The following is a 25,012-nucleotide window of genomic DNA, read 5'->3' as shown; positions in this document are numbered from 1 at the left end:
AGGAAGCTTGAAGCCATATATGTATGCTAAAATAAGCTACATATACATGGGAGTTTGAAGATAACATCAGGGGGAACGGTCTATGAAACGACTACTAGCGGTCAGTGATATCCACGGCTGTGCAGATGAATTTAAGGAATTACTCGATAAAGTGAAGTTCAATGCGGAAGAGGATCAGCTTATTTTGCTTGGGGATTATGTAGATCGGGGACCAGCGAGCCGGGAGGCTGTGGAGCATGTGATGTTTTTGGTACGTGAAAAGGGTGCGATAGCGCTCAAAGGCAACCATGATCAACGCTTCATTGAAGTGATGGGCGAGACGGATTCTTTGACGGAAATGAAATTTTTTGAACATGGCGGTATTCAAACGTTTCAAAGCTTCAGTGGCGTTCGGGACTTTGATTTACGATTGGCCAAGGAACGTATCCGCGCGAACTGCAGTGAGCATTTGACGTTTTTACAGCAGTTGCCGTTGTATTATGAAACGGATACCCATATTTTTGTACATGCCGGCCTGAACCCTGCCTATGCAGATTGGAAAACACAGCCGGAGCGGGACTTTATTTGGATTCGTGCGCCATTCGTGCAACAGAAAACGGTTGTGAAGAAGCCTGTGGTGTTCGGGCATACGACGACGAAGGATATTCATGGCAAAGCCGATGTGTGGTTTGATACGGATAAAATCGGGATCGACGGCGGTTGTGCTTACGGGATGCAGCTGAATCTTCTTGAAATTAAGGGGAAGAATCAGTATAAGACCTACTCGGTCGCTTCCAAAGGAAGTTGGAAATAGGACAGCAAGAAATATCAAGAAGCGTAGTTCTATATGACGTAAACTGAGGTTACGAAGCTGAAGGGGGCACACGATGGACACCGAGTATGAGGTGCGGATTCAGAAGACGCTGGATCATATTGAGGAACATCTATCTGGACCCTTGTCCGTAGAGTGCTTAGCTGAGGTAGCGTGCTTCTCTCCCTTCCATTTTCATCGGGTCTTTCAGACCCTCGTGGGAGACGCAGTGATGGAGTATGTGCGCAAGAGAAGACTAGCCCGAGCCGCTTACCAAATCGCACACACGGATCAGAAGGTCATCGATATCGCCTTCGACAATGGCTTCCAATCCCCAGAGAATTTCACACGGGCTTTCAAAAAGGTGTTCGAACGTACACCTCTTGCCTATCGCAAGCAGGGTATCCGGACGCCAATCTATCCCCGAGTGAATGTGCTGGATCGGAAGTTTAATCCCTATCTAGGAGGAATACGTATGGACTACGCAATACAAACGAAACCTGGCTTTAAACTGATCGGTTATGAATTGAGGACCTCCTCTAAAGAAGGCAGAAATCTGCAGGATATTCCTGTCTTTTGGCAAAAATATCTCAAAGAAGGAATGGGGAAACGTATCCCCAATCGCGTTCATACGGAATCGTGGGTGGAGATCGGGATCTGTACGGATTTTGATTTGACGAGTGGAAATTTCTCCTACATCATCGGGATGGAAGCGACGGACTTCGAGAACGTGCCTGAGGATCTTGTATGCCGCGAATTCCCGGAGGCGCGCTATGCAGTGTTCACGACACCGAAAGTGACGATCGATCAGTTCTCGGCTTCAATTCAAAGTACATGGAAGTCGATTTTCTCGGAATGGTTCCCTCATTCTGGCTTTGAGCATGCGGGCAACGCGGAGTTTGAGCTGTATGATGAGCGCTGCGACCCTCATTTGCATGAGCTGGTTCAGATGGATATTTACATTCCGATCAAGTAATATACTTGGACTTTTTTGTCATGGAAATGAAATCTGGGATTCATCTTGCTTTAAGGTTCGTCCCCTATAATGAAATTCGACCCCCTTTTAAATATATATACTTAAGACCCGCAGCCCGTTGCTGTGGGTCTCTTTTTGTTTAATAGTTTGGTGGAATTGATGCAAAGCCGGCTTCTATGGTAAAAAGCTATGGAAACGGAAATTTCTGTAGAAAAGATGCTTATTCGCAGGCATTCTTAATTTATATGGAAATTCGTAACCGCAAACCCCGCGCTTAAACGGCTACTCGTTTCTTCTCTATACGAACCGAGCTTCTCACCACGACGAATATCGCCATAAGGAGGAAAATGAGGGGCAGCACAGAGCTGCGCATCCCCTCATGGGATTGGATATGGGTGAGCATTGCACTGGCCATGATCATGGCGATGACACCCGCGGATAGAAGGGCAGTCCGTGGGTGGCGCAGTCCAATAAGGAGTCCGATGCCCGCGGCGAGTTCAACGATGCCTACGAGATACATGAAGCTGACACTGTACCCATACGTCGAGGTGAAATGTTCCATCTGCAGGTTGTGAGTCGATAATATCAAAATCCCGAACAAGATATACGCTGCCGCCAACAAGGTTTGAATGATACGAGTCGTCCATGTCCATGCCAATGTCAGAGCACCTCTGTTTGTTGAAATTGGTGATCTTAGTGTGTGCTAATAGACCAATTTCATTCGGGCTCGCACGATGCAACCCAGATATACTCCTTCATTTGCGCCTCTTAAAATCCGACCGACAAATAGCTCAGCGAGCCCACTTCGTAGCTGCGGTGGATGATCTCGACTGGCCGCTGCGGATCGCCGCTGCCCATCGCGATGAAGAGCGGGATGAAATGCTCAGGGCGAGGCACCGCCATCTTCGCATTTGGAGCCGACGCGGCGTAGTCGAACAACGCCTCTAGGTTTTGGGCTTGCATATTCGCCGCCAGCCAATCGTCAAACTCAAGCGCCCACGCATCCGGCTCGGTCGCATTCCAATTCAGCGCGCGCAAGTTATGCACGGTTGCGCCGCTGCCGACGATCAGGATATCCTCCTGATCAAGTCCACGAAGGGCTTGGCCGATTCGGTATTGCTGCGCAGGAGGCAAGTACGGATTCACGGAGATTTGAATAACCGGGCAGGATGGGGTTGGGAACATCCGAGAAAGGGGAACCCAAGAGCCGTGATCTAGGCCGCGTGTACTGTCCAATTGCACAGGGATGCCCTTTGCTTGAAATCGCTCAGCGATAGATTGCGCTAGAGCCACATCGCCTTTGGCAGGATATTTAATTTGAAACAGCTCATCCGGAAAGCCGCGGAAATCATAAATCGTGTCATATACCTCATTGGTAGAGGAGATTGTCAGCACGTCTGTTTCCCAATGGGCTGTGAAAATGACGATCGCTTTTGGTGCTACCTTTTTACCGTAATCGAGCAAAAATTGCGTGCAAGCCGTATCTTGGATCGCCATCATGGGTGAGCCGTGTCCTACGAAAATAGGTGAAATCATAAAGAACATCTCCCTCTATATTTGGTTTACTTAAATATACTTAATTACTTAATGTAACTGATTATACGCCTCATTCAACTTATCGTCAAGTAAGTTAGTTACATTTTGTAAGTTTAAGTTTAGACTCTTGTACCACGAGGAAATACCAAAATGAGCCTCCCCGAAAGGGAGGCCCACAGCTCTCGATTTCTCACTTATTATCTCACTAAACGAAGTCGCTTATCTAAGTCGCTAATCTATTCACAAAACAAACTCATCATGTATCTATCTAACTTATCTACCTATTTCTCTGGCTCCACAATGCCCAACGGTGCAAAGGTAAGCCCACCGCTCTCATCGTCCTGCTCAACGAATCGTTTGAGTACATTGAGTTTATTTTCCCAATAACGCTCGTAATACGAGAGCCAACGTTTCAGTTCCATCAGGGGCTCGGCCTCCAATCGGTAACGGGTTTCGCGGCCGACCTTGCGTTCCTTCACAAGTCCTGCCTCGGCGAGAATGCGAAGATGCTTGGATACCGCGGTGCGGCTCATAGGGAAATGGCCTGAGATGACCGTGACAGGCATTTCCTGGTCACCGAGCAGTTGAAGCAAATGGCGGCGCGTTGGATCGGCAATGGCCTGAAAGACATCATGCTTCTGCGCGGGTATAGCCATCCTAAGCCTCGATGTAAGCGCGGAGCTTCTGCACCATGCCAGCCCAGCCTTGTGCCATGTTCTCGCGAATAGCGCCATGCGGTTGACCGAATTCCGTAACCTTGTCAATATCCCAGCCGCCGTGGGTGAGGGTGAATTCGGTTTTGCCATCTAAATCCGTTAACTCAAAGGACAGGAACCAATCCTTGCCCCAGGAGAAAGAAAGACGGTTTGGCGGATCAAGCTCAGTTACTTTACATGGTGAATTACCGAAAGGGCCAGCTTCCAAATGAAATTCATAGCCGATTTCCGGCATGAAATTGTTTGGCATGAACCAAACAGCGATACCCTCGGAAGTCGCGACAGCATTCCAAACCTTTTGAATAGGGGCATTGAGTAAGAGTGTTTGTTTAATATCGGGCAGTGATTGTAGTTGATTTTCCATAATAACGTCCTCCTATGACGGTGTCTTTTATTTCATTTCTCGATTCATCCTTAAGTTTTGCTCTTCACCTTACTCTTATGTCTCAAACGCAAGGCAGACCATGTATCATTCACCGCGACATTGCTGACCACTCGATAATCTGTGGCATCATTTATCAAAGTAAATAAGCTATCGCGGTTAATATCCGTTTTTACCTTGGAGCTTTGCTTAGGATACGTGATCCAGAACATAGCATCTTCATTCAAATAAGCGAGCGCTTTATGAATCCAAGCATTTACGTCAGCCGCATGATTCACAAAAAGTTGAATAAAATCATATGTCCCACTAGGCTCGCCAGCATCCTCGATGCCAAGTACATACCCTTCGGGTGCTTGCATAATGAGCGCTCGGCCTTCTTTATAGCGCAGCTTTTTCAGCAACTCTTCCTGCACCAGATCATCTCCTCCTGCATGCTTTAGTATCATGTAGTTTCCCCGTAAAGTCACACTACCACCACGGTTTCGAAGTGAAACCTTTTGGTTACATAATTCATTATATGAAACCAATTAGTTTCATGTCAAGTGCAAGTGCGGCCTGAATCATTTGGGCGATTTGGAATATTTTAAGCGCAATTGCTCAGAATAAAAGCAAAGCTCAAGGGGAGAAGGGACCAACTATGTCGATATGGAATCGTGTATTGTTCTCTTTTTCAAAGAAGACGGATAACAGAATGAAACGGTTCGAACTACCATTGCCCGCAGAGACGAGCGATGCCGACGAGACGTTAACATTTGCCCATATTCTTCATCAATTTGAGGATTGCATCGATGTCTTCCATCGGAATATACCTAGTTTAGGCATTGATATTCTGTATATTACCCATCTCATTGATCATACGCAGTTTTCACGTGAAGTCATTGAGCCGCTAACGAATGGGCAGACGGATGATATTAGCGACATTCTGGATCAGTCCAATTTTAGCTTAGAAAGAGATGCTAAAGAAGTTGTCAAAGGCATTCTTTCCGGACAAGCAGCTGTTTTCCATGAGGATAAAGCGTACTTAGTCTTCGTATATGGGCCTGAATTTAGAGCGGTTGAACAGTCCGAGACCGAAACGGTCATCACCGGGCCTCACGATTCGTTTACCGAATCAGCAGGCACCAATCTCTCCTTAGTTCGAAGACGTGTGAAAAGCTCACACTTGAAAGTACTGAAATTTGAAGTCGGTGAAGTTACGAAGACCCTTGTGTTTGTTTTATATATCAAAGACATCGTGAACATGGAATTGGTCAATGAATTTGTTCGTCGCATTGAGGGCATAGAGATTGATGCGGTCTACGATGGTAACATGTTTTCACAGTATATCGACGATTTCCCGAACTCGTTATTTCCGCAGTTCTTAATTACAGAGCGCCCGGATACCGCGGTTTCCAAATTAGTGGCAGGACGCATTCTGGCCATTGTGGATGGCAGCCCAGCTGTGGTGAGTGCACCGACGGCCTTCTTTGATTTTTTTGCCTCGGCAGATGACTACTATCAGCGGTGGTCCATCGGGACTGCCACGAGATTGCTTCGGTTTATCGCCTTCGTGATAACCATTACCTTCACAGCCTTTTATGTCTCGGTGACGACCTATCACTATGAAATGATTCCCGAAGCATTGATTCTGACGCTCAGGGAGTCGCGGAGCAAAGTGCCGTTCCCTCCTGTGTATGAAGCTATGCTGATGGAAGTCACTATTGAGCTGCTGCGGGAAGCAGGAGCGCGTCTGCCGACCAAAGTCGGACAAACCATCGGTATCGTAGGCGGTATTGTCATCGGTCAAGCGGCGGTTCAAGCGGGATTGACGAGTAATATTCTCATCATTGCCGTCGCTTCCTCGGCCATCTCTTCCTTCGTCATCCCGAGTTATGTCATGAGCGCTTCGATTCGTCTCATCCGCTTTGGTTTAATTTTACTGGCAGGCATATGGGGGAACTTCGGTCTGATGCTCGGGATTGCGGCGATTGTGATTCACCTTAGCGGTTTAACGAGCTTGGGCACTTCCTATATCACACCTGTTGCACCTGCCAAATGGGGGGATTGGAAGGATGTCTTTCTTCGAGGACCGTTTGCTACACTAATGAGACGGCCTGATCAAAATCGGACAGCGAATTCCAAACGAAATAAAATGAGAAAATAAGGATGATCCATGCGTGAAAGAGAAGCTGAATGGTTTCCATATTTTCATTTTGATCCATATGATCCAAGTTGGGGTGGGGATCTTTTCCTTACCTCGTGTTGCTGCGGACTATTTTGGTTATAACGGTTGGGTCATGTTGATTGTCATTGCTGGTGTCGTAGCGTTGAATATCTATTTGATGTATATCGTCTGGAAGCTTGGCAAGGGAGCGAGCATCTTTGTTATTCTTGAGAGGAGTCTTCCGAAGTGGATGGTGTACCCCTTATATGTCATTCTGGCGTTTATTTGGTCATTTTCGGGTAGTTTGGTAGCCAAAGAATATGTGCTCATCTTCCAAGTAAACTCGTTTCCGACAGCGAATCCGATGGTATTCATGCTCGCGATAAGTGTTCTGGCATATCTGCTGATTGTTAAAGGCATCTATACCATTGCGAAGGCGAGTACCGTATTTTTCTTTTTAATCATATGGATGATGCTCTTGGAGTTTACTTTCATTCATGAATTGAAAATATCCAGATTTACGCATTATGTGTTAAAAGAGGGCAAAGAATATTGGAAAGGCGGGTTGAATCTCTATGGATCTTTCTTGGGGTATGAGTTTTGCCTGCTGTTGTTCCCTTATATTCAGCCCAAAACAAGATTTTTCACGGGCGTGCAGCTAGCCAATGGATTAACATTTCTCACTTACTTGAGCATTACGCTGATCTGCTTTGGTTTTTATAGCCTACAACAGTTGAAGTTAATCATGTTCCCTTTCATCGATCTCCTTGCGTATATCAAATTTCCTTTTTTGGAGAGAGTGGAGAATGTGCTATTCAGCTTTCTTATTTTAAGAGTCCTCATTACGATTGTCATGTATCACTGGGCGGCTAGTTTGAGCTTGCAGCAGATATTTAAAAACACGAAGGCTAAACGTATTACGCTATACACAATGGCTGTTACTTATCTCATTTCCTTCATACCCAGTGTGTTGGATGAGGTGGGGCATTGGCTATTTTTAATGGGATATGCTGATGTTCTGATTACCTTTTGCTTGCCGCTTAGCTTAATTCTACTTCTTCTTATACAAAGGAGGCAGAAACAACTTGCTTAAGAGGCGAAATGGATGGTTATTCGTATGTATCGTGCTCTTATTGTCGGGCTGCGGAAGAGACCAACGGATTCTGGAAAAGGTAGGAGCAACACATTCGACAGGCCTTGATTTAATGCCGAGTGGCATGCTGAAAGTTACGAATTCGATCCCGCTATCGAGGGGGGAAGCGAATGGAACGAACGAAGTGCTTACGACGATTTCAGATAGCAGCAAAGGTGCGAAGGTGGATCTTTCCAGGCAAACACAACTCATTCTGGTCAGTGGACAGTTGCGAAATGCGTTATTCGGCATGAGTCTAGCACGGAGAGGATTCTGGGATGACATCGATACCTTGATTCGGGATCCTTCGATTTCTCCGCGTGTCAGGGTAACGATTGTGAACGGTGAGGCGAGTAGCATTTTAAACAAAAATTACAGCAGTTACTTACGAACAGGACCGTATATTGATCGGTTGCTGGATTCGGAGACGAAGTTTCAAACTGCGCCGAACATTACGCTTTATGATTTTACAAGGGATTATTATGATGATGGTATTGATCCTGTCGCTCCTATTATTAAAGATATTGGAGACCACGTTATTGTGGAAGGGATTGCATTGTTTCAGGATGATCGGTATAAAATGAAGATCCCAGCGAAGGAGGCTATTTATTTTGCCGCGCTGCGAGAGAATTTCAAGATGGGTTCGTTATCAATTGTTCTCAATAAAGAAAAGGACCATAAGGAGCTTGTTCTATTCGATGCACTCGTCAGTAAACGGCATGCCAAAGCGACACGTGGAGATTCTGGCGAATTTAATGTCGATTTTCAGATTTCGGTTAGCGGTTCGATTTTGGAATATATTGGGGATCTGAAGATCAGTAAGGAAGCAGATAAGCACAAGCTGGAGGGGGAAATTGCTGATAAATTTAACGCGGAAATCGAAACCATGATGAAGGAGATGCAAGCACAGGGAGTCGATAGTATCGGGCTAGGCAGCATGATCAAGGATATCGTTCCTTATCAAGAGTGGAAAGCAATGGATTGGCGAGAGGTATACCCTCATATCCAAATTCATTGTACAACGAACGTACATATTAAACATTATGGGAAGTTTCAGTAATCGTAGGCTAGAGATAGATATAAGGATTGTGCTGTGAACATTGAATTCAGAGATGAGATTTGATAGGGTAAGTCTTGAGATGCTAGAGCGAAGGAGTCATGGGGAAAAATGATACGATTTGCTGTTATTGGTACGAACTGGATCACCGAGGAATTCATACATGCGGCACGTGAAACAGGAGCGTTCGAATTGACCGCTGTTTATTCCCGCACGGAAGAGAAGGCAGCGGAATTCGCAGCGAAGTTTGATGTTGCCCACCGCTTCACAGATTTGAACGCATTTGCAGAAAGTGACACTTTTGATGCGGTGTATATCGCGAGTCCGAACTCGCTGCATGCGGAGTATGCGATTCATTGCATGAACCATGGTAAGCATGTCCTATGCGAAAAGCCTGCGGCTTCCAATAGCGCGGAACTGGCAGCTATGATTGACGCTGCGCGCAGCAACAACGTTGTGTTCATGGAGGCGTTGAAGTCAACGCTGATGCCGAACTTCAAAGAAATCCAAAACCATTTACATAAGCTGGGTCCCATTCGTCGTTATTTTGCAAGCTATTGCCAGTATTCTTCAAGATATGATGCTTATAAGCAAGGAACTGTACTGAATGCGTTCAACCCTATCTTTTCAAATGGTTCGATGATGGATCTGGGTGTGTACTGTATTTATCCATGTGTGGTGCTGTTCGGTGCACCGGAACGCGTGCAAGCGAATGCGGTGATGCTGGAATCTGGCGTCGATGGCGAAGGCAGCTTGCTGCTGAGTTATGAAGGTATGGATGCGGTCATTCAGCATTCGAAAATCGCCAGTTCGTACCTCCCCACAGAGATTCAGGGTGAGTTGGCAACCATGGTGATTGATCGTATCAATCAACCGGAAAACGTACAGATCCGTTACCGCGACGGCTCTGTGGAGGATTTGACCGTGCCGCAGAGTGCGCGCACGATGCGTTATGAGGCGGAGGAATTTATCCGCCTGATTGAGGAAGGTACGACGGAGTCTGCAACGAATTCGCACGCGAATTCCAGCGCCGCCATGGCGATCATGGATGAGGCGCGGCGGCAGATCGGGTTGGTGTTCCCGGCGGACCGGAAGTAGTCGAGGGTAGACAATTTTTCGTAGTTTGTAGGGAAACCCTGAAAGCTCGGGCTTGAGGCAGGGGACTGAAATCGAAATTGGGACTGAAAGTCGAAGAGCTGAAGAAGGACGGGAAGCCTAAGACAGAAGCTGAACTTGAAGATCGGAAATCGGACTAAAAGTCTAAGATGGAAGTCCGAAGTCGAATCCAGGGTAGGCTGAACCTGACCCCTCATCCTCCTCACCAAGGCAACGGCTAACTGGAAAAAGTACATCTATTCTCTTGATTTTCAACGAAAAATTGAAATTAGATGGAAAACAGGTAGGTAATTTCACTGTTTTGCTCCATCCCGTAGGAAATAGCGGGAAATAGCGGGAAATAGCTGGAGGTTTTCCTGTTAGTCATGGCTGGAGGTGAATATGACGGAAAATAACTGGAGTTTCTCCAGTTATTTCGGCCCACTACACGGGTTAACCGCGCGGGTTACTGCAGTGCAAGCCGGCGTGACTGCAGCGCAGTCCCTAACCAGTTTCTTATAACTAGGTAGCGCTTGCGTGCCAAGACCGGAACAGACACCAAGAAAGTAACTAGCTAGTTGGCGATAGGAGTTTGATTTGAGGTTTCGTTGGTAGTTGCGCAATGTCTGCTGCGACGAGCACGTACTATTCGCCGCCTTCTGGCGTGAATAAGGAAATAAAGAAGAACCTGAGGATATCACCATATCCGCAGGTTCTTCTTTATTTGAATGAGTCTGCTCCCTGTTATCTATTTTGACGTGCCCGCAGGGCGTGCACTAACGTTTGCTCGCAACGAAACTGCGGCACCTTTGGCCTGCGCGAAGCGCTTTTGAATGAGATGATAGAGAATGCCAATAATGAGCCACGTTACCCCCATCCATAACGCATCCTTATCTAACAAAGAGAGTAGATACCCGATGAATCCGGCACCAAGCAACGGAAGCACGAAGTACAACAATGTTTGCTTTGGCGAGCGTTGGCGTTCTTTCATATACTTTTGCGCGATAACCGAGACGTTAACGAAGAAGAAGGCGGTTAAAGCGCCGAAATTGACGAATTTCACAGCGTTATCTAACGAGATGACGAGAGCGAGCAAAGACACGACACTAACGATCACGATGTTGATGACAGGTGTATTAAACTTCGGATGAAGGAAAGCAAACACGCGCTTAGGCAGGACATTATCTCGCCCTAGCACGAAGAGCAGACGGGAAACGCTGGTCACGGAAGAAAGCCCCTGGGTGAAGATCGCAAGAATCAAAACGGTGAGGAAGACAGAGCTCAGCGCTGCGCCGCCTACCATTTTCACAATTTCAAAGCCGGCAGAATCGATATTGACGAAAGTCAGATGTGGATATACGAGTTGTGTCAGAAAAGATGGCACTAAATAGAGAATGCTTGCGGCAATGATGATAATCATGATGGCGCGCGGAATGGTTTTCTCGGAGTTAACCGTTTCCTCTGCCATCGTTGTGACCGTGTCAAAACCTAAGAAGGAGAAGCAGATAATAGAAGCGCCAGCTAAAATGGTCGAGAAAGGCACATCCGTTTGCAGAAAAGGCTGAAGCGGGTGGATTTCACCAACACCGGATAAGTTGCGGAACAGGAAAAAGCAGAACACGGCGATGAAGATGATCTGAATCCAAACGAACAATTTACTGATATTCGCAGAGAATTTGATCCCAATGATGTTGATGATACCGAGGACGATGTTCAGTCCGATGATCCATACATAGGCTGGAATGGACGGAAACTGTGCATGCAGGTAAATGCCGAAGGTTAGGCACGCGATGATGGGGGAGAAGAAGTAGTCTAGAAGCAGCGCCCAGCCGACGAGAAAGCCTAGGTAGGGATGGATGCTTTTTTTGGTATAAGTGTAGGCAGATCCTGAAGTAGGAAAAACCTTAGACATCACACCGTAGCTATACGCAGTGAAGAAGATCGCAATGAAGGCGAGCAAGTAGGCTTGCGTCAGCATGCCATGGGCGTTCTCATAGGCAATCCCATAGATGGAGAAATAAATCATCGGGGTCATCCAAGCAAGACCCATATAAACGACTTGGTAAAGGCTTAGGGATTTGCGCAGTGTGACTTCATTGGCCATAGTGGTAACACTCCCTTATCGGTAGATGTCTGTGAACACAGGAGCAGGTTGTATGCAAAAAAGCCAAGGCGATATCTAGGTAACAGATATCTCCCGGGCTTTTATCCCTCCGTGGACACAGGGGTTAGCTGTGCGTCTTCTCTTGGACCAGCCAGAGTTGAAAACCTCCCTGCGGAACCCTAGAAAACTTTGTATGTGATGTTTCGTCACTTATATATAAGATGGTTAACCATTTCATTAATGATGTTAGATATTTGTTGTTTGTGTAAGTTAATATAACACATTATTGGTGATGTGAGAAGTATTTTAAGCGAATTAACTAAAATAATCAGAAGTTATTGACACTTACCATTGACGATGTTATGTTTAGTAACACAAACGAATACGATTGTTTACTAGGGTTCCGCCGATACGATATGGATGATCGGGCTGGTCCGAGAGTAAACCACTCTTGTGAAAGAGTGACACGGAAGGATAAAAACCTGGGAGATATCACCAAGACAATGGGTCTTGTGATGTCTCCCTTTTTGTTTAAGCAAAAAGCGAAGGAGAGCGATAGCATGGGGAAGATATGGAGCAAGGAAATAGGGCCGGGAGGCAAATGGTCAGGGGTTATTGGTCAGGGGAAATTGATTCGGTTGACCGCGTTGGAAGCAGGTGCGAATGTATCGATCCAGCTGTACCACGCGAAGGATCTAACGGAGCGCTACAATATGCCGGATACATTGAAGGCACAACATACCGCTCATTTGACCCGAGGCCATGTGCTCATGAGCGATAATGGTCGGGCGATGGTGAGTATCGTCGAAGACAGTCTCGGCTGGCACGATCCACTTAGCGGATACACGAGTCGTGCAACGACGGATGCCAAGTACGGTAAGACGAACTATCAGGAGCTGCGTAATGATTGGTTGCGAAGCGGGCAAGAGAATTTTGCCGTTGAACTGGTTCGCAATGGCCTGAGCATGCGGGATATGATGCCGGTTGTGAATGTATTTTCCAAAGTGGTCGTGGATGAAAATGGGGATATGCGCCTCAACCTAGATCACTGCCCAGCAGGAGCGACAGTTACGCTCAGGACGGAGTTAGATACATTAGTAGTTCTGTCCAACACGCCGAACCCGCTCGATCCAAGAGAGAGCTACCCTTCAGTACCTATCAAAATCGAAGTGCTAGCCGCAGCGCCTGTGAACGAAGACGATTATTGCTTGAATTATCGGCCGGAGAATCGCCGAGCTTTTGAAAATACATGGGAATATCACACACTACTAGGTTCTTAATAGAAGGAATAGAAGAGGAGGCATGCAAAGTGGCTGTTTTTAATCGAGTAGAGAGCCCTCGTCAAGTGGAGGATGCGATATATAGTGAAGTGATTCAAGCAGGAGATGGTTGGATGCGCGTTCTGAAGCCAGGACAAGTGATGCGAATCGTGGATTTGGAAGGCAATCAGGCGGCGGATACGTTGTTCTATGATGCAGAGAATCCAGAGGATCACTACAGTGCGGTAGCGACGATCACGGGTCAAAGCAACATTTACTTGAGCACAGGTTCCACCCTAAGAGCAGAGTCAGGCAAGGAATTGCTGCGAATCGTAGCTGACACCTGTGGGCGTCACGATACGGTAGGTGGCTCATGCTCAGCGCAAAGCAATACAGTACGTTACTCGCACGATAAGCTGTCGATGCACAACTGTCGTGATACGTTCATGCTTCAATTGGCAGGGCAAGACGGTGTGTATACGAAGCGGGATTTGGCGCCGAATATTAATTTCTTCATGAATGTACCTGTGACGCCGGATGGCGGCCTAAAGTTCGATGATGGCGTATCCGCACCAGGCTGTTATGTCGAAATGCAGTCTATCTGCCGTACGATGGCGCTGATCAGTAACTGCCCGCAGCTTAACAATCCATGTAATGCCTATAACCCGACACCGATTCAGGTGCTCATCTGGGATAAATAAAGATAAACGCGAAGGAGTGTGGTTACGATGTTTACCAAAGTGCTAATTGCCAATCGTGGAGCGATTGCTGTACGTATCGAACGTACATTGCGCAAGCTGGGAGTTCAATCCGTTGCTGTGTATACAGCCGCAGATCAAGATAGCTTACATGTGGACGGAGCCGATGAAGCGGTTCTGATCGGCGAGGGGCCGGCGAAGTCGAGTTATTTGAATACAGAGCTAATCCTACAAACAGCGCTTGAAACCGGCGCGCAGGCGATCCATCCTGGGTATGGCTTCTTGAGTGAGAACGCGGATTTTGCCCGCGCTTGTCGCGAACATGGCCTTGTATTCATCGGACCTACGCCGGAACAAATGGAAATGTTCGGACTGAAGCATTCCGCCCGTGAGATTGCGGAACGTGCCGGCGTACCGATGCTGCCAGGAACTCCGTTAATCACGGAGCTTGAGGAAGCTTTAATGGAAGCGGCGCGTATTGGCTATCCAGTCATCCTAAAAAGTACCGCAGGTGGCGGCGGAATCGGCATGCGCGTTTGCGCAGATGAAGAGACGCTCCGTTCAGCTTACGATGGCGTGCGCCATTTAGCAGAAACGAATTTCAAAAACGGAGGCATGTTCCTCGAAAAATATATTGCCCGAGCCCGTCACGTGGAAGTGCAAATTTTCGGCAACGCCTTAGGTGAGGTAGTAACGCTAGGTGAGCGAGATTGCTCGATCCAACGCCGTAATCAGAAAGTGATTGAGGAGAGCCCTGCTCCCAACCTGTCCGATGAGGTGCGTGAGGCGATGTTTGCTTCAGCGAAGCGCTTAGCTGCCGAGGTTGGTTACCGCAGTGCAGGAACTGTTGAGTATCTCTATGATCCAGAGACGTGCGAGTTCTACTTCTTAGAAGTGAACACGCGCCTTCAAGTGGAGCATGGTGTCACGGAGGAAGTGCTGGGGGTTGACCTTGTGGAGTGGATGGTACGCGAAGCGGCATTAGAGCTTAATGACCTACAATCCTTGATTCGTAAGCCGCAAGGGCACAGTATTCAGGCGCGGATTTACGCGGAGGATTGCCTCCAAGGATTCCGCCCGAGTGCGGGTCAACTAGACCGAGCTGTGTTCTCTAACGAAGCACGTAACGAGACTTGGGTACGCGATGGTCTTACTGTAACGACACTCTATGATCCGATGTTGGCTAAAATCATTGTTCACGGCAAGGACCGCTTAGATGCGATCCATAAATTAGTAGATGCGCTGGCTGAAACGCGCATGTATGGTCTTACAACGAACTTGCAGTATGTGCGTGCGCTTCTACAAGAAGAAGCCTGCCTAAGCGGCCATGTATATACGCAATTGCTGAATACATTTGAGCCTATCGAACGAGCGCTTGAAGTTGTCGATGGCGGTATCCAAACGACGGTGCAAGACTTCCCCGGCCGCATTCGCCATTGGGATGTGGGGGTACCGCCTTGCGGGCCTATGGATCCTTTGTCGTTCCGCATTGGGAATAAGCTGCTTGGCAATGCCGACGACGCTCCAGGACTAGAAATGACGCTGCGTGGCGGATCCTACAAGTTCCGCAGTGACATGTGGTTCTGTGTCACCGGTGCGGATATGCAAGCCGAGCTAGATGGAGAGACGGTTGCTACGTACCGTCCGGTGTTTGCAGCGAAAGGGCAGGTGCTAAGCTTTGGCGAAGCCAAAGAAGGCATGCGCACGTATTTGCTGATCGGCGGCGGTCTCGATATGCCGAAGCTTCTGGGCAGTTCGTCCACGTTTACACTGGGTGGATTCGGGGGGCATGGCGGACGGGCGCTTCGCACGGGAGATGTGTTGGGTGTGAACGAAGGCGGCGAGAACCGCGTGCAAGACGTGTTTGAGCTTGCGCCAGGTCATCGACCGGGGATGACACGGGAGTGGACGATTGGCGTCGTGCCTGGACCACATTGTACAGGTGAGTTTTTGCGCACGGAGTATCTGGATCAATTGACAGAAACGAGCTGGGAAGTACATTTCAACTCATCCAGAACTGGTGTTCGCTTGAAGGGCCCTGCTCCGTTATGGACGCGTGAAGATGGCGGGGAAGCGGGGCTTCATCCTTCCAATATTCACGATAATGCCTATGCGATTGGCACGCTGGATCTGACAGGCGATATGCCGATTCTGCTTGGACCAGACGGGCCGAGTCTTGGTGGCTTTGTTTGCCCAGTAACGACGGCATCAGCCGAGTTCTGGAAGCTAGGTCAACTGCACCCGGGTGATACGATCCGTTTCCACCTGCTGACACTGCCAGAAGCGGAGGCACTGCGTGAACTGCAAGAGAACAACCTGCGTGCGATTGGCGAGGGTCATTTTGACCAATTGGTGCACGTGCAGCTGCCTGTTGTGAATGAGGAGATTACACCGGAATATCCGCGGCTTTTCCATGAAGTGGAGAATCGTCGATTCCCGATCACCATTCGCTGCTGTGGCGATCAAAACTTACTCGTCGAATATGGTGAGCTAGAGCTAGATTTGCTGCTTCGCTTCCAAGTGCAGGCGTTGATGCAGGCGATCGTGGAAAGTGGCTCCATTCCTGTGCTCGATCTAACCCCAGGGATTCGCTCGCTGCAAATTCATATTGATCCATCGCAAATTACGGTGTCGGAAGCGTGTCAAAAAGTCATCGATATCGACACTGCTTTGCCTCCATTAGAGCAGTTCCGCGTACCATCACGGATTGTTCGGCTGCCTTTGTCTTGGGATGACCCGGCTACGCAACTGGCGATCGAGCGTTATCAACAAGGCGTGCGACCAGATGCGCCATGGTGCCCGAGCAACCTTGAATTCATTCAACGAATTAATGGTTTAGACACGATAGATGAAGTGAAGAAGATCGTTTATGAGGCGAATTATCTCGTACTCGGGTTGGGGGATGTGTATTTAGGAGCACCAGTAGCAACGCCTGTAGATCCGCGCCATCGTCTAGTTACAACGAAATACAATCCAGCACGTACATGGACACCAGAGAATGCTGTCGGTATCGGCGGAGCCTACATGTGTGTGTATGGGATGGAAGGTCCAGGCGGCTATCAGTTCGTTGGACGTACGATTCAAATGTGGAATCGCCTGCGCTCAACGGAGAGCTTTCAAGCAGGTAAGCCTTGGTTGTTGAGATTTTTTGATCAAATCCAATTCTATGAAGTGAGTGCGGAAGAATTGCTTCAACTGCGTGAGGATTTCCCTCGCGGGCGTTATGAGGCTGACATTCAAGAAACAACCTTTGATTTGGGTGAATATCTACAATTCCTCAGTTCTATCGAAGAAACAACGGATACGTTCCGTACTGGGCAGCGCGAAGCATTTAGAGAAGAGCGCGAAAGTTGGAAAGCGAAAGGGTTAGCGGAGTATGTCTCCGAGCAGGAGACAGGTGATGCGGCGCCGGAAGATGAGCTGCCAGCAGGGACCGTAGCGGTGCGCGGTATTATGCCAGGAAGCGTATGGAAGGTGCTAGTAGCCGAGGGTGAACAAGTCAAGAAGGGTGACCAACTTGCGATTCTTGAGAGTATGAAAATGGAGTTCCCTCAGCACGCGCCATGTGATGGCTTTGTTTCGATGATAGGTGTGAAGCCGGGTGATCAGGTGCATGCCGGTCAACTCATTCTAGGGATTGCTCAATCTGCATAAAGGGAGAGGTGAAGAGGACATGGGAAAGCGAACAGACGGAGAATGGATTAGTAGTGATGAGTTGGAAAAAGAATTAACCCTATCTTACTTGCGTGAAAAATATGAAGCGGGTACCTTATCTCCACAGGAGGTTATGGCGACGATTGTCGATCGTTCCATCGCAGATGCGGATATGAACATTTGGATTACACCGCCATCGCTGGATCTGATTCAGCCGTATTTGGATCGTTTGTCATCTCTTTCGATAGCGGATGCACCGTTGTGGGGGATTCCCTTCGCAATCAAAGATAACATCGATCTTGCTGGCGTTCCGACAACGGCGGGCTGCGCCGAATATGCCTTTACCCCGGGAGAGCATGCGGGTGTTGTAGAAAGACTAATTGCGGCAGGAGCCATTCCTATTGGCAAAACGAATCTAGATCAGTTCGCAACGGGCCTAGTCGGCGCTCGCAGTCCTTACGGTGACGCGCATAACGCGCTCCGTCCCGAATTGATCAGCGGCGGCTCGAGCTCAGGCTCGGCCGTCAGTGTAGCTCGTGGCCAAGCGGTATTCTCGCTTGGCACGGATACAGCGGGCTCCGGCCGTGTGCCGGCAGCGCTGAATCGCCTAGTCGGCTACAAGCCGAGCCTAGGCGCGTGGCCGACCCTTGGGGTCGTGCCTGCCTGTGCGAGCCTCGACTGTGTCACGGTCTTTGCGCATACCCTCGCGGATGCGCTCGCAGTAGACAGCGTGGTCCGTGGTGTCCACGCGGAAGACCCGTGGTCGCGCAACGTTACGCGCAAACCGGCGGGCTTGCCTGCGCGTGTTCTTCTGCCACACGGTGAGCTGGGCTTCTACGGACCTTACGCAGACGAGTATCGTGCTGCTTGGGGAGAAGAAGTAGCTCGCTTGAAGGAAGTCTGTCTTCACGAGAATATCCCTGTAGTTGAAGTTGATGTGACGTTATTCGCGCAAGCAGCGGCGATATTATATGAAGGACCATGGGTAGCTGAACGCTGGGCGGATCTAGGTCCATTTATTGAAGCAAATCCTGGGGTTGCATACCCGGTTACGGAGAAGATCCTCCGCTCCGGTTCCGCTGCCGAGTATGATGCGGCGTCCGTTTTCGTGGCGATGCATAAGCTCCAACAGTTTAAATTAGAAGCACGTAAGCTGCTTCGGGACGCGGTTCTCGTCATGCCGACCTGCGGTGGCACATGGACGCGGGAGCAAGTACTTGCGGATCCCATTAGCACAAATCGCGACATGGGCCGTTACACGAACCACTGCAACCTGCTGGATCTCTGTGCGGTTGCTGTGCCTGCGGGTGATGCAGCGCCAGAGACGCCTTTTGGGATTACACTCTTCGCGTTAGCGGAAGAGGAAGGGTTGATTTGTGGGGCTGCGGAGTTGTTGAATGCAGCTAGTGAAGGTGTTGGAGCAGAGGCGGAGGTTGCTGCGGGTGTGAGTGCAATGGTGAGTGGAACAGCAAGTGCGGTTGCAAGTGCAAGTGCAGAGAGCGCCTCCCCTGTGTCGACGACGCTCGTTGCGGTTTGCGGGCTGCACATGCGTGGCTACCCGCTGGAGAAGCAAATGCAAGGCTGCGGAGCGCGGTTCATCCGGGAGGATGAATCCGCGGCGAAATACAGCCTTGTGAAGCTGCCGACATCCCCTGCGAAGCCGGGGATGATCAAGCAACAGCAGGGTGGCGCAGCCATCCTGCTGGAGATCTGGGAGATGCCGCTCGAGGCATTCGGCGGCTTTGCGGCAGCGATCCCAGCTCCGCTGGGGATCGGCAAGGTGGAGCTCCGGGACGGCACGGAAGTCCCGGGCTTCGTTTGTGAAGCTTACGCGGCCGAAGGCGCGGAAGATGTTACAGCGTTGCGCAGCTGGCGCAACGTGGTGCCTTTGTGATCGGCGGCGGTTAGCGCCGATCAACCATATCCGGCCGTGCAAAGTGGCGGCCGGAACACACACGCAGTCGCACGCTCGCGGCGACTGCGCCATCCCCAGACCTCTCATGGCAGCTTCGCTGCCGAGAGGTCTTTTCCCTCACAACAAGACCCGTCAGCATATATTCGCTGACGGGTCTTGTTGACTCTTTTCATCGCGAAAGCCGACAGCCTTCGCCATGCATCTTCCTCTATCACTAAGCCCGCAAATTACCTTCCTACCGCTACATGCCTGCAAAGATGCATCTTTTTTCACTCGAATTACGAATTTCACCCTACGTCTTACTCTTTCACATCTTTCAGCCTAAACGTCTTACTCTTTCGTATCATTTCAGCCAAACGTCTTACCCATTCACTCCCCCAAAAAACTCAATCCGATTGCTTCCCCCGAATCGTTGCACTCAACGTTTGAATCTGATCCTCAAGTACCGTACTCGCCTTGCCCAGAAACTCTGTAATAAGCGCAAGCTCATCAGCTGAATAGGAGGAAGCGAGTTTAAGCATTTCGGCATGAAGCTGAAGATAAGTGTTGCTGACTTCTTCTTTATTTTCATATAAAGGGACAATGATCACTTTGCGACGGTCATTCGGGTCATTTTGCCTGCGAACGAACCCGTTCTTCTCCAGTCGATCTATTAAGGCGGTGACACTCCCAGTGGCAAGTCCGGTTAGTTTGGAAAGCTCACCTGCGGTGATGGGACCTTTCTCATTCAGGATGTCTATGGATAAAAAGTCATTATTATATAACCCAATAGAGGCGGCTACACTTTGTTGATATAGGACGGTTCGGGTTCCGAGCCCCCGCATGCGCAGGGTGAATGTTTCCTGCAAATCTGTGGGTTGATCAGGTTGATGGGTTGACAAAAGAGACCCCTCCTTCTAAAATAAATTTATCTCGATAATCAAGATACTTTTTTAACGAGATATTATAGTTACAAGATACTAGATAATCTTAGTATTAATCAAATTTATTTTACCACATATGAAATAAGGAGGGATTTTTGTGCAAGATTTCATCGTCATCAACGGTGCTCGAGAGAACAACCTGAAGAATATCTCGCTGTCGATCCCTAAATATAAGTTGGTTGTTTTAACCGGGCCGTCTGGTTCAGGCAAATCCACGCTCGCTATGGATACGTTGCAGCGGGAGTGTCAGCGACAATACATGGACTCTATGGGGTTGGCATCCGATTCTGTTGGCAAAGCCAAAGTTGACTCCATTGTCGGACTATCTCCATCAATCAGTGTGGGTCAGCATGTCACCAATCGCAATCCGCGATCAACGGTCGGAACCGTGACGGAGATCTACACATTTGTTCGTTTTATCTTTTCCAGAGTAGGGGAACGAATATGCCCATCCTGCCAAGGCAGCATCCCACCTTCGTTTGAGCCCGCGGGTCTTTTGGCGGAAGAAGATGAAGATATGGATCGTCATACGATGACCTGTCCCCATTGTCAGGCAGAACTCGAGAAGCTGGGGATGCCACACTTTTCTTTTAACAAACCAGAGGGGGCTTGCGAAGTATGCAGTGGGCTTGGTCGCGTTGTAAGCATTCATGAACCTGCGGTATTCAATCCGGAACTTAGCGTGCGTGATGGGGGAGTTGCTTCTCTGAACGGTGTCCACCGGGATATTCAAATCCGTATTTTAGTGGCGGCAGGTAAGCATTATGGCTTCGAATTTGACCCTGATCTGCCATTGAAAGATTTAGGTGAAATTCAGCGCGATTTGCTGTATCACGGTGTTGAGAGTGAAGCTTTCAAGCGTCATTATCCAAATGTGAAGCCGGCCCAAGGAGCGAAGTTTGAAGGTGTTATCCCTGGTTTATGGCGGCGTTATAAGGAGAAAGAAGGGGAGTCCGGAGGGGAGAAAGACGGCGGGTTTTTCCGTGAGCAGCTTTGCCCTGAATGCCAGGGCGCTTGGTTGAAGAAAGAAATTCGCCAGGTGAGCGTGGCTGGGGCCACCATTACAGAGGTATCCGCATGGTCACTTGGTGACGTCTATGCATGGACGCAAAAGTTGCAAGAAGTACTCCCGCCCGAAGGGCTGCTCCTGCTAGAGCCAATTCTCCATGACATGCCTACGCGGCTAAAAAGAATCATGGATGTCGGGCTCGGCTATCTGACTATGAACCGTCAGACCGTTTCACTGTCTGGAGGAGAAGCGCAAAGGCTGCGCCTTGCATCGCTGCTAGGTTCTGGTCTTACCGGCGTGCTGTACATCCTTGACGAGCCGACAACAGGTCTGCATCCTCGGGATACAGCTGGCCTCATTCGCGTACTCCAGCAGTTAAGGGATCTTGGCAATACAGTTCTTGTGATCGAGCACGACATCGAAATGATGCGGGCTGCTGATCATCTTATCGACATTGGGCCTGGCGCCGGCCTATATGGCGGGACTGTTGTGGGTGAAGGCAGCTTGGAGGATTTGATGGCAAGCGAGCTTTCGGTTACAGGTGCTTATTTGAGAGAGGAAAGACTAACTACCCCAGCATTTACACGCAGAAAAGGGAACGGCAAGCACGTCACGATCGTAGATGCTCAAGTTCGTAACATCGATATCCCAGTGGTTTCTTTTCCGCTTGGTCAGCTAATTTCCGTAACTGGAGTTTCAGGCTCAGGTAAATCCACGCTTGTTTTTGATATTCTTGCCCAAGGTCAAGAAAGTGCAGGTTGCAAAGAAATAAAAGGCCTGGAACACGTAGGGAATATCGTCATCTTTGACCAAACACCAATGGGGAGAATGCAACGCTCAAATGTCGCGACGTATACGGACGTTTTTACTCATCTGCGTCAACTGTTTGCAGGGCTGCTAGAAGCCAAGAAGAGAAAGCTGACAACGAAGCATTTCTCATTTAATACGCCTGGAGGCCGATGCGAAACATGCCAAGGTTTAGGTATGCTGTCCGTAGATATGAATTTCTTGCCCGATCTTGAAGTAAAGTGTCACGACTGCAAAGGAAGAAGATTTACAGACGAGGTTTTGGCTGTGCAATATGAAGGCTATTCGATATCGGATCTGTTGAACTTGTCGGTGCAAGAAAGCCTGCCGGTCCTTCAATCAGAGACCAAAATCTCAGGGTTAATCCAGATGCTCTGTGAGGTAGGGCTGGGCTATTTGAAATGGGGGCAATCGGTTAAAACCTTATCTGGCGGAGAGGGACAGCGCATTCGTCTAGCCAAAGAGTTAAGTAAGCCTTCCAAAAACCATACGCTCTATCTTCTGGACGAACCAACGACAGGTCTCCATCCTTCAGACACGAAAAAGCTTCAAGATTTACTTAATAAGCTAGTCGATACGGGAAATACCGTTGTAGTTGTTGAGCACAGTTTAGAGTTGATTCGTGAAGCAGACTGGGTAATCGATATTGGGCCAGAAGGTGGTTCAGCAGGTGGTAAGCTTGTAGCCGAAGGAACTCCTGAGCAAGTGGCCGAGGTGAAGTCATCCTACACGGGCATGTTCTTGAAACGAGTTTTGCTCGATGGATTGTGAGATTGTGAACAAAATGGGCTTTAAGCATGTATTCGCACCGAAAAGACTAGACTAGAAATATCATTTTAGAGAAATGTGGAGGGAACTAAAAAAGATGGCAAATGGAAACAAAATGGGCGTTGTTGTTGCGGGCTTGCTGCTAGCCATTCTAATGGCATCGATGGATAACACGATCGTAGCAACAGCAATTGGAACAATCGTTGGCGATCTAGGCGGATTTGATAAATTAATGTGGGTGACATCGGCTTATTTGGTGGCTGAGATGGCGGGGATGCCGATTTTCGGTAAATTATCCGATATGTACGGTCGAAAGCGGTTCTTTATTTTTGGTATTATCGTGTTCATGGCTGGATCTGCTTTATGTGGGACAGCGGACTCCATCATTCAATTGAGTATTTACCGTGCTATTCAAGGTATCGGCGGGGGCGCTCTCATGCCTATCGCGTTTACGATCATGTTTGATGTAGTGCCCGCAGATAAACGCGGCAAAATGGGCGGTCTATTCGGAGCTGTCTTCGGTTTATCCAGTATTTTTGGTCCTCTTCTTGGGGCTTACATTACCGATTACATCCATTGGTCTTGGATTTTCTACATTAACTTACCACTTGGACTTATTGCATTTATCATGATTGCTTTCTTCTATAAAGAGTCCGTTCAGCATTCTAAGCAAAAAATTGACTACCTCGGCGCCTTTGCACTTGTGGCTTCCATTGTTGCCTTGATGTTTGCTCTTGAGCTTGGTGGCAAGCAATATGCTTGGGATTCCAGTATGATAATTGGATTGTTTATTGCTTTCGCAGTACTTATAGTTGGCTTTATTTTCGTCGAGCGCCGCGCACAAGAACCGATCATCACGTTCGGTATGTTTAAAAATCGTCTCTATGCCACCAGTAATATCATGGCGATGTTTGCCGGGGCAGCGTTTATTACCGCTTCGATCTATATTCCGATCTTTATCCAAGGTGTTCTTGGCGGCTCGGCTACGAATTCAGGGCTAGTCCTGCTGCCGATGATGCTAGGCTCCGTTGTAACGGCTGCAGGCGGCGGTTCTATGCTGGCTAAGTTTAGGTACCGCTCCATCATGATCCCTACACTTGCGCTACTTGTGGTTGGTATTGCATTGCTTACCACATTAACCACCGATTCTACACGATTTATTGTTACGATCTTTATGATTCTGGTCGGTCTTGGTATCGGTGCCTCATTCTCAGTCTTGAGTAACGCAGCGATTCATGGCTTCAGCGCTAGACAGCGCGGCTCAGCAAGCTCAACGCTTAACTTTATGCGCTCACTTGGCATGACACTGGGGATTACGGTGTTCGGTATTATCCAAAGCCATATGTTCACGAATAAATTAGCAACGGTGTTCGGCGGTGGTGATGGTCAAATGCCGCAAGGCATCGATCTAAGTGATCCACGCAAAATCTTAACCCCAGAAACGCGTGATCTCATCCCTACGCCAGTTCTAGATAAAATTACAGCAGCATTATCTTCCTCTATTGCGCATACATTTGCTTGGGCGATTATCCCGTCGGCTATTGCTTTGATTGCGGCCTTTGCCATGAGCAAAGAGAAGCTAGATCCGGCGGCTGAAATGGAAGAGTACGCTGCTGCGCATTAAATAGTAACGGATCCACGCGACAAGGCTGCCCTATAGATGGGTAGCCTTGTTTTTGTTTGTATAAGCATACTTTTACGTGCCATTCATTTTTTATGGACAAAAGGTTGTAATACGTTGAGATCCGTGATATATTACTGATCCACCGTTCTTTAAGGGATAAATCATCACTCGAAACAGAGCGTATGATCATGTATGGGACTGAATTTTTCAGATCAACATCAACCGCTAGAATGGCTTGGAAAAAAGAATTTTAAAAAAACACTTGCTTTTGAAAACTGTACGTGATATATTATCTCTCGCTGCTTCGGAAACACGGCGGCGAACGAAACGAATTGAAAGCAATGAATTGATCTTTGAAAACTGAACAACGAGTGAGTAAGCACAGTCGAGTAATCGACTATAAAAGAGATTGTAAAATCTCGCT

19 protein-coding genes and 2 riboswitches are annotated in these 25,012 nt (G+C 48.4%); of the genes, 12 read left to right on the top strand and 7 right to left on the bottom strand.

Annotated elements, in window-relative coordinates:
* The first annotated feature begins 82 nt into the window (after nt 1-82).
* Nucleotides 83-793 (top strand): metallophosphoesterase family protein, encoded by a 711-nt coding sequence (locus tag A8709_RS13530; RefSeq protein ID WP_065852921.1) that lies wholly within the window; start codon nt 83-85, stop codon nt 791-793.
* A 73-nt stretch (nt 794-866) separates the two neighbouring features.
* Nucleotides 867-1,766, top strand: a complete 900-nt coding sequence (locus A8709_RS13525) for an AraC family transcriptional regulator (RefSeq protein WP_065852920.1) — start codon at nt 867-869, stop codon at nt 1,764-1,766.
* Nucleotides 1,767-2,040: 274 nt separating this feature from the next.
* On the opposite strand, the gene A8709_RS13520 is transcribed toward A8709_RS13525, so the two are convergent.
* The 5 genes from A8709_RS13520 to A8709_RS13500 all read right to left on the bottom strand — a co-directional run bounded on the left by A8709_RS13520 (nt 2,041) and on the right by A8709_RS13500 (nt 4,846).
* Nucleotides 2,041-2,424 carry a DoxX family protein gene (locus tag A8709_RS13520; protein WP_065852919.1) on the bottom strand — a complete coding sequence of 128 codons (384 nt, stop codon included), beginning with the start codon at nt 2,422-2,424 and terminating at the stop codon, nt 2,041-2,043.
* A gap of 110 nt (nt 2,425-2,534) precedes the next feature.
* Nucleotides 2,535-3,302, bottom strand: coding sequence for a DODA-type extradiol aromatic ring-opening family dioxygenase (locus A8709_RS13515; RefSeq protein ID WP_065852918.1), 768 nt, complete (start codon nt 3,300-3,302; stop codon nt 2,535-2,537).
* Between the two features lie 281 nt (nt 3,303-3,583).
* On the bottom strand, nt 3,584-3,958 hold the full coding sequence (locus A8709_RS13510; protein WP_065852917.1) for an ArsR/SmtB family transcription factor: 375 nt from the start codon (nt 3,956-3,958) through the stop codon (nt 3,584-3,586).
* A gap of 1 nt (nt 3,959) precedes the next feature.
* On the bottom strand, nt 3,960-4,382 hold the full coding sequence (locus tag A8709_RS13505; RefSeq protein WP_065852916.1) for an SRPBCC family protein: 423 nt from the start codon (nt 4,380-4,382) through the stop codon (nt 3,960-3,962).
* Between the two features lie 50 nt (nt 4,383-4,432).
* Complete coding sequence (locus A8709_RS13500; protein WP_084224908.1) at nt 4,433-4,846, bottom strand: hypothetical protein; 414 nt, start codon at nt 4,844-4,846, stop codon at nt 4,433-4,435.
* Between the two features lie 191 nt (nt 4,847-5,037).
* Between A8709_RS13500 and A8709_RS13495 the strand changes: the two genes are divergently transcribed.
* The 4 genes from A8709_RS13495 to A8709_RS13480 all read left to right on the top strand — a co-directional run bounded on the left by A8709_RS13495 (nt 5,038) and on the right by A8709_RS13480 (nt 9,830).
* Nucleotides 5,038-6,543 (top strand): spore germination protein, encoded by a 1,506-nt coding sequence (locus A8709_RS13495; protein WP_244163183.1) that lies wholly within the window; start codon nt 5,038-5,040, stop codon nt 6,541-6,543.
* Nucleotides 6,544-6,556: 13 nt separating this feature from the next.
* Nucleotides 6,557-7,636 carry a GerAB/ArcD/ProY family transporter gene (locus A8709_RS13490; protein WP_065852914.1) on the top strand — a complete coding sequence of 360 codons (1,080 nt, stop codon included), beginning with the start codon at nt 6,557-6,559 and terminating at the stop codon, nt 7,634-7,636.
* Complete coding sequence (locus A8709_RS13485) at nt 7,629-8,735, top strand: Ger(x)C family spore germination protein (protein WP_065852913.1); 1,107 nt, start codon at nt 7,629-7,631, stop codon at nt 8,733-8,735. The genes A8709_RS13490 and A8709_RS13485 overlap by 8 nt, the downstream gene beginning before the upstream one ends.
* Before the next feature lie 108 nt (nt 8,736-8,843).
* A complete protein-coding gene (locus A8709_RS13480; RefSeq protein ID WP_065852912.1) occupies nt 8,844-9,830 on the top strand; it encodes a Gfo/Idh/MocA family protein in 987 nt (328 codons plus the stop codon).
* Between the two features lie 745 nt (nt 9,831-10,575).
* Here A8709_RS13480 and A8709_RS13475 read toward each other — a convergent pair.
* The gene (locus A8709_RS13475) at nt 10,576-11,931 is read right to left on the bottom strand and encodes an APC family permease (protein ID WP_065852911.1); all 1,356 of its coding nucleotides are present in this window, start codon (nt 11,929-11,931) and stop codon (nt 10,576-10,578) included.
* An 88-nt stretch (nt 11,932-12,019) separates the two neighbouring features.
* Nucleotides 12,020-12,125, bottom strand: a riboswitch (guanidine-I (ykkC/yxkD leader).
* 190 nt (nt 12,126-12,315) lie between these two features.
* Nucleotides 12,316-12,422, top strand: a riboswitch (guanidine-I (ykkC/yxkD leader).
* 69 nt (nt 12,423-12,491) lie between these two features.
* On the opposite strand from A8709_RS13475, the gene A8709_RS13470 reads away from it, so the two are divergent.
* Genes A8709_RS13470 through atzF form a run of 4 tightly spaced genes read left to right on the top strand, consistent with a single transcriptional unit; the run spans nt 12,492 to nt 19,436 of the window.
* Nucleotides 12,492-13,211: an urea amidolyase associated protein UAAP1 gene (locus A8709_RS13470; RefSeq protein ID WP_065852910.1), complete on the top strand. Its 720-nt coding sequence runs from the start codon at nt 12,492-12,494 to the stop codon at nt 13,209-13,211.
* Between the two features lie 29 nt (nt 13,212-13,240).
* Nucleotides 13,241-13,891 (top strand): urea amidolyase associated protein UAAP2, encoded by a 651-nt coding sequence (locus A8709_RS13465; protein WP_065852909.1) that lies wholly within the window; start codon nt 13,241-13,243, stop codon nt 13,889-13,891.
* A 27-nt stretch (nt 13,892-13,918) separates the two neighbouring features.
* Nucleotides 13,919-17,542: an urea carboxylase gene (gene uca, locus A8709_RS13460; protein WP_065852908.1), complete on the top strand. Its 3,624-nt coding sequence runs from the start codon at nt 13,919-13,921 to the stop codon at nt 17,540-17,542.
* 19 nt (nt 17,543-17,561) lie between these two features.
* Nucleotides 17,562-19,436: an allophanate hydrolase gene (gene atzF, locus A8709_RS13455; protein ID WP_065852907.1), complete on the top strand. Its 1,875-nt coding sequence runs from the start codon at nt 17,562-17,564 to the stop codon at nt 19,434-19,436.
* A 407-nt stretch (nt 19,437-19,843) separates the two neighbouring features.
* On the opposite strand, the gene A8709_RS13450 is transcribed toward atzF, so the two are convergent.
* A complete protein-coding gene (locus A8709_RS13450) occupies nt 19,844-20,338 on the bottom strand; it encodes a MarR family winged helix-turn-helix transcriptional regulator (protein ID WP_065852906.1) in 495 nt (164 codons plus the stop codon).
* Between the two features lie 139 nt (nt 20,339-20,477).
* Between A8709_RS13450 and uvrA the strand changes: the two genes are divergently transcribed.
* Together uvrA and A8709_RS13440 are read left to right on the top strand one after the other, a co-directional pair.
* Complete coding sequence (gene uvrA / locus A8709_RS13445; RefSeq protein WP_065852905.1) at nt 20,478-22,967, top strand: excinuclease ABC subunit UvrA; 2,490 nt, start codon at nt 20,478-20,480, stop codon at nt 22,965-22,967.
* Nucleotides 22,968-23,061: 94 nt separating this feature from the next.
* Complete coding sequence (locus A8709_RS13440) at nt 23,062-24,588, top strand: MDR family MFS transporter (RefSeq protein ID WP_065852904.1); 1,527 nt, start codon at nt 23,062-23,064, stop codon at nt 24,586-24,588.
* The last annotated feature ends 424 nt before the right edge of the window (nt 24,589-25,012 follow it).

Source organism: Paenibacillus pectinilyticus (genome assembly GCF_001700435.1).
Lineage (GTDB): Bacteria > Bacillota > Bacilli > Paenibacillales > NBRC-103111 > Paenibacillus_E > Paenibacillus_E pectinilyticus.
The sequence above is the reverse complement of the archived record's forward strand: the minus strand, read 5'-3'. Positions and strand labels throughout refer to the sequence as shown.

What these genes read in the sequence shown, in the direction of transcription:
- A8709_RS13530 (WP_065852921.1), top strand. Translation starts at nt 83, where the DNA reads ATGAAACGACTACTAGCGGTCAGTGATATCCACGGCTGTGCAGATGAA.
- A8709_RS13525 (WP_065852920.1), top strand. Translation starts at nt 867, where the DNA reads ATGGACACCGAGTATGAGGTGCGGATTCAGAAGACGCTGGATCATATT.
- A8709_RS13515 (WP_065852918.1), bottom strand. Translation starts at nt 3,302, where the DNA reads ATGATTTCACCTATTTTCGTAGGACACGGCTCACCCATGATGGCGATC.
- A8709_RS13510 (WP_065852917.1), bottom strand. Translation starts at nt 3,958, where the DNA reads ATGGCTATACCCGCGCAGAAGCATGATGTCTTTCAGGCCATTGCCGAT.
- A8709_RS13505 (WP_065852916.1), bottom strand. Translation starts at nt 4,382, where the DNA reads ATGGAAAATCAACTACAATCACTGCCCGATATTAAACAAACACTCTTA.
- A8709_RS13500 (WP_084224908.1), bottom strand. Translation starts at nt 4,846, where the DNA reads ATGATACTAAAGCATGCAGGAGGAGATGATCTGGTGCAGGAAGAGTTG.
- A8709_RS13495 (WP_244163183.1), top strand. Translation starts at nt 5,038, where the DNA reads ATGTCGATATGGAATCGTGTATTGTTCTCTTTTTCAAAGAAGACGGAT.
- A8709_RS13480 (WP_065852912.1), top strand. Translation starts at nt 8,844, where the DNA reads ATGATACGATTTGCTGTTATTGGTACGAACTGGATCACCGAGGAATTC.
- A8709_RS13475 (WP_065852911.1), bottom strand. Translation starts at nt 11,931, where the DNA reads ATGGCCAATGAAGTCACACTGCGCAAATCCCTAAGCCTTTACCAAGTC.
- A8709_RS13470 (WP_065852910.1), top strand. Translation starts at nt 12,492, where the DNA reads ATGGGGAAGATATGGAGCAAGGAAATAGGGCCGGGAGGCAAATGGTCA.
- uca (WP_065852908.1), top strand. Translation starts at nt 13,919, where the DNA reads ATGTTTACCAAAGTGCTAATTGCCAATCGTGGAGCGATTGCTGTACGT.
- atzF (WP_065852907.1), top strand. Translation starts at nt 17,562, where the DNA reads ATGGGAAAGCGAACAGACGGAGAATGGATTAGTAGTGATGAGTTGGAA.
- A8709_RS13440 (WP_065852904.1), top strand. Translation starts at nt 23,062, where the DNA reads ATGGCAAATGGAAACAAAATGGGCGTTGTTGTTGCGGGCTTGCTGCTA.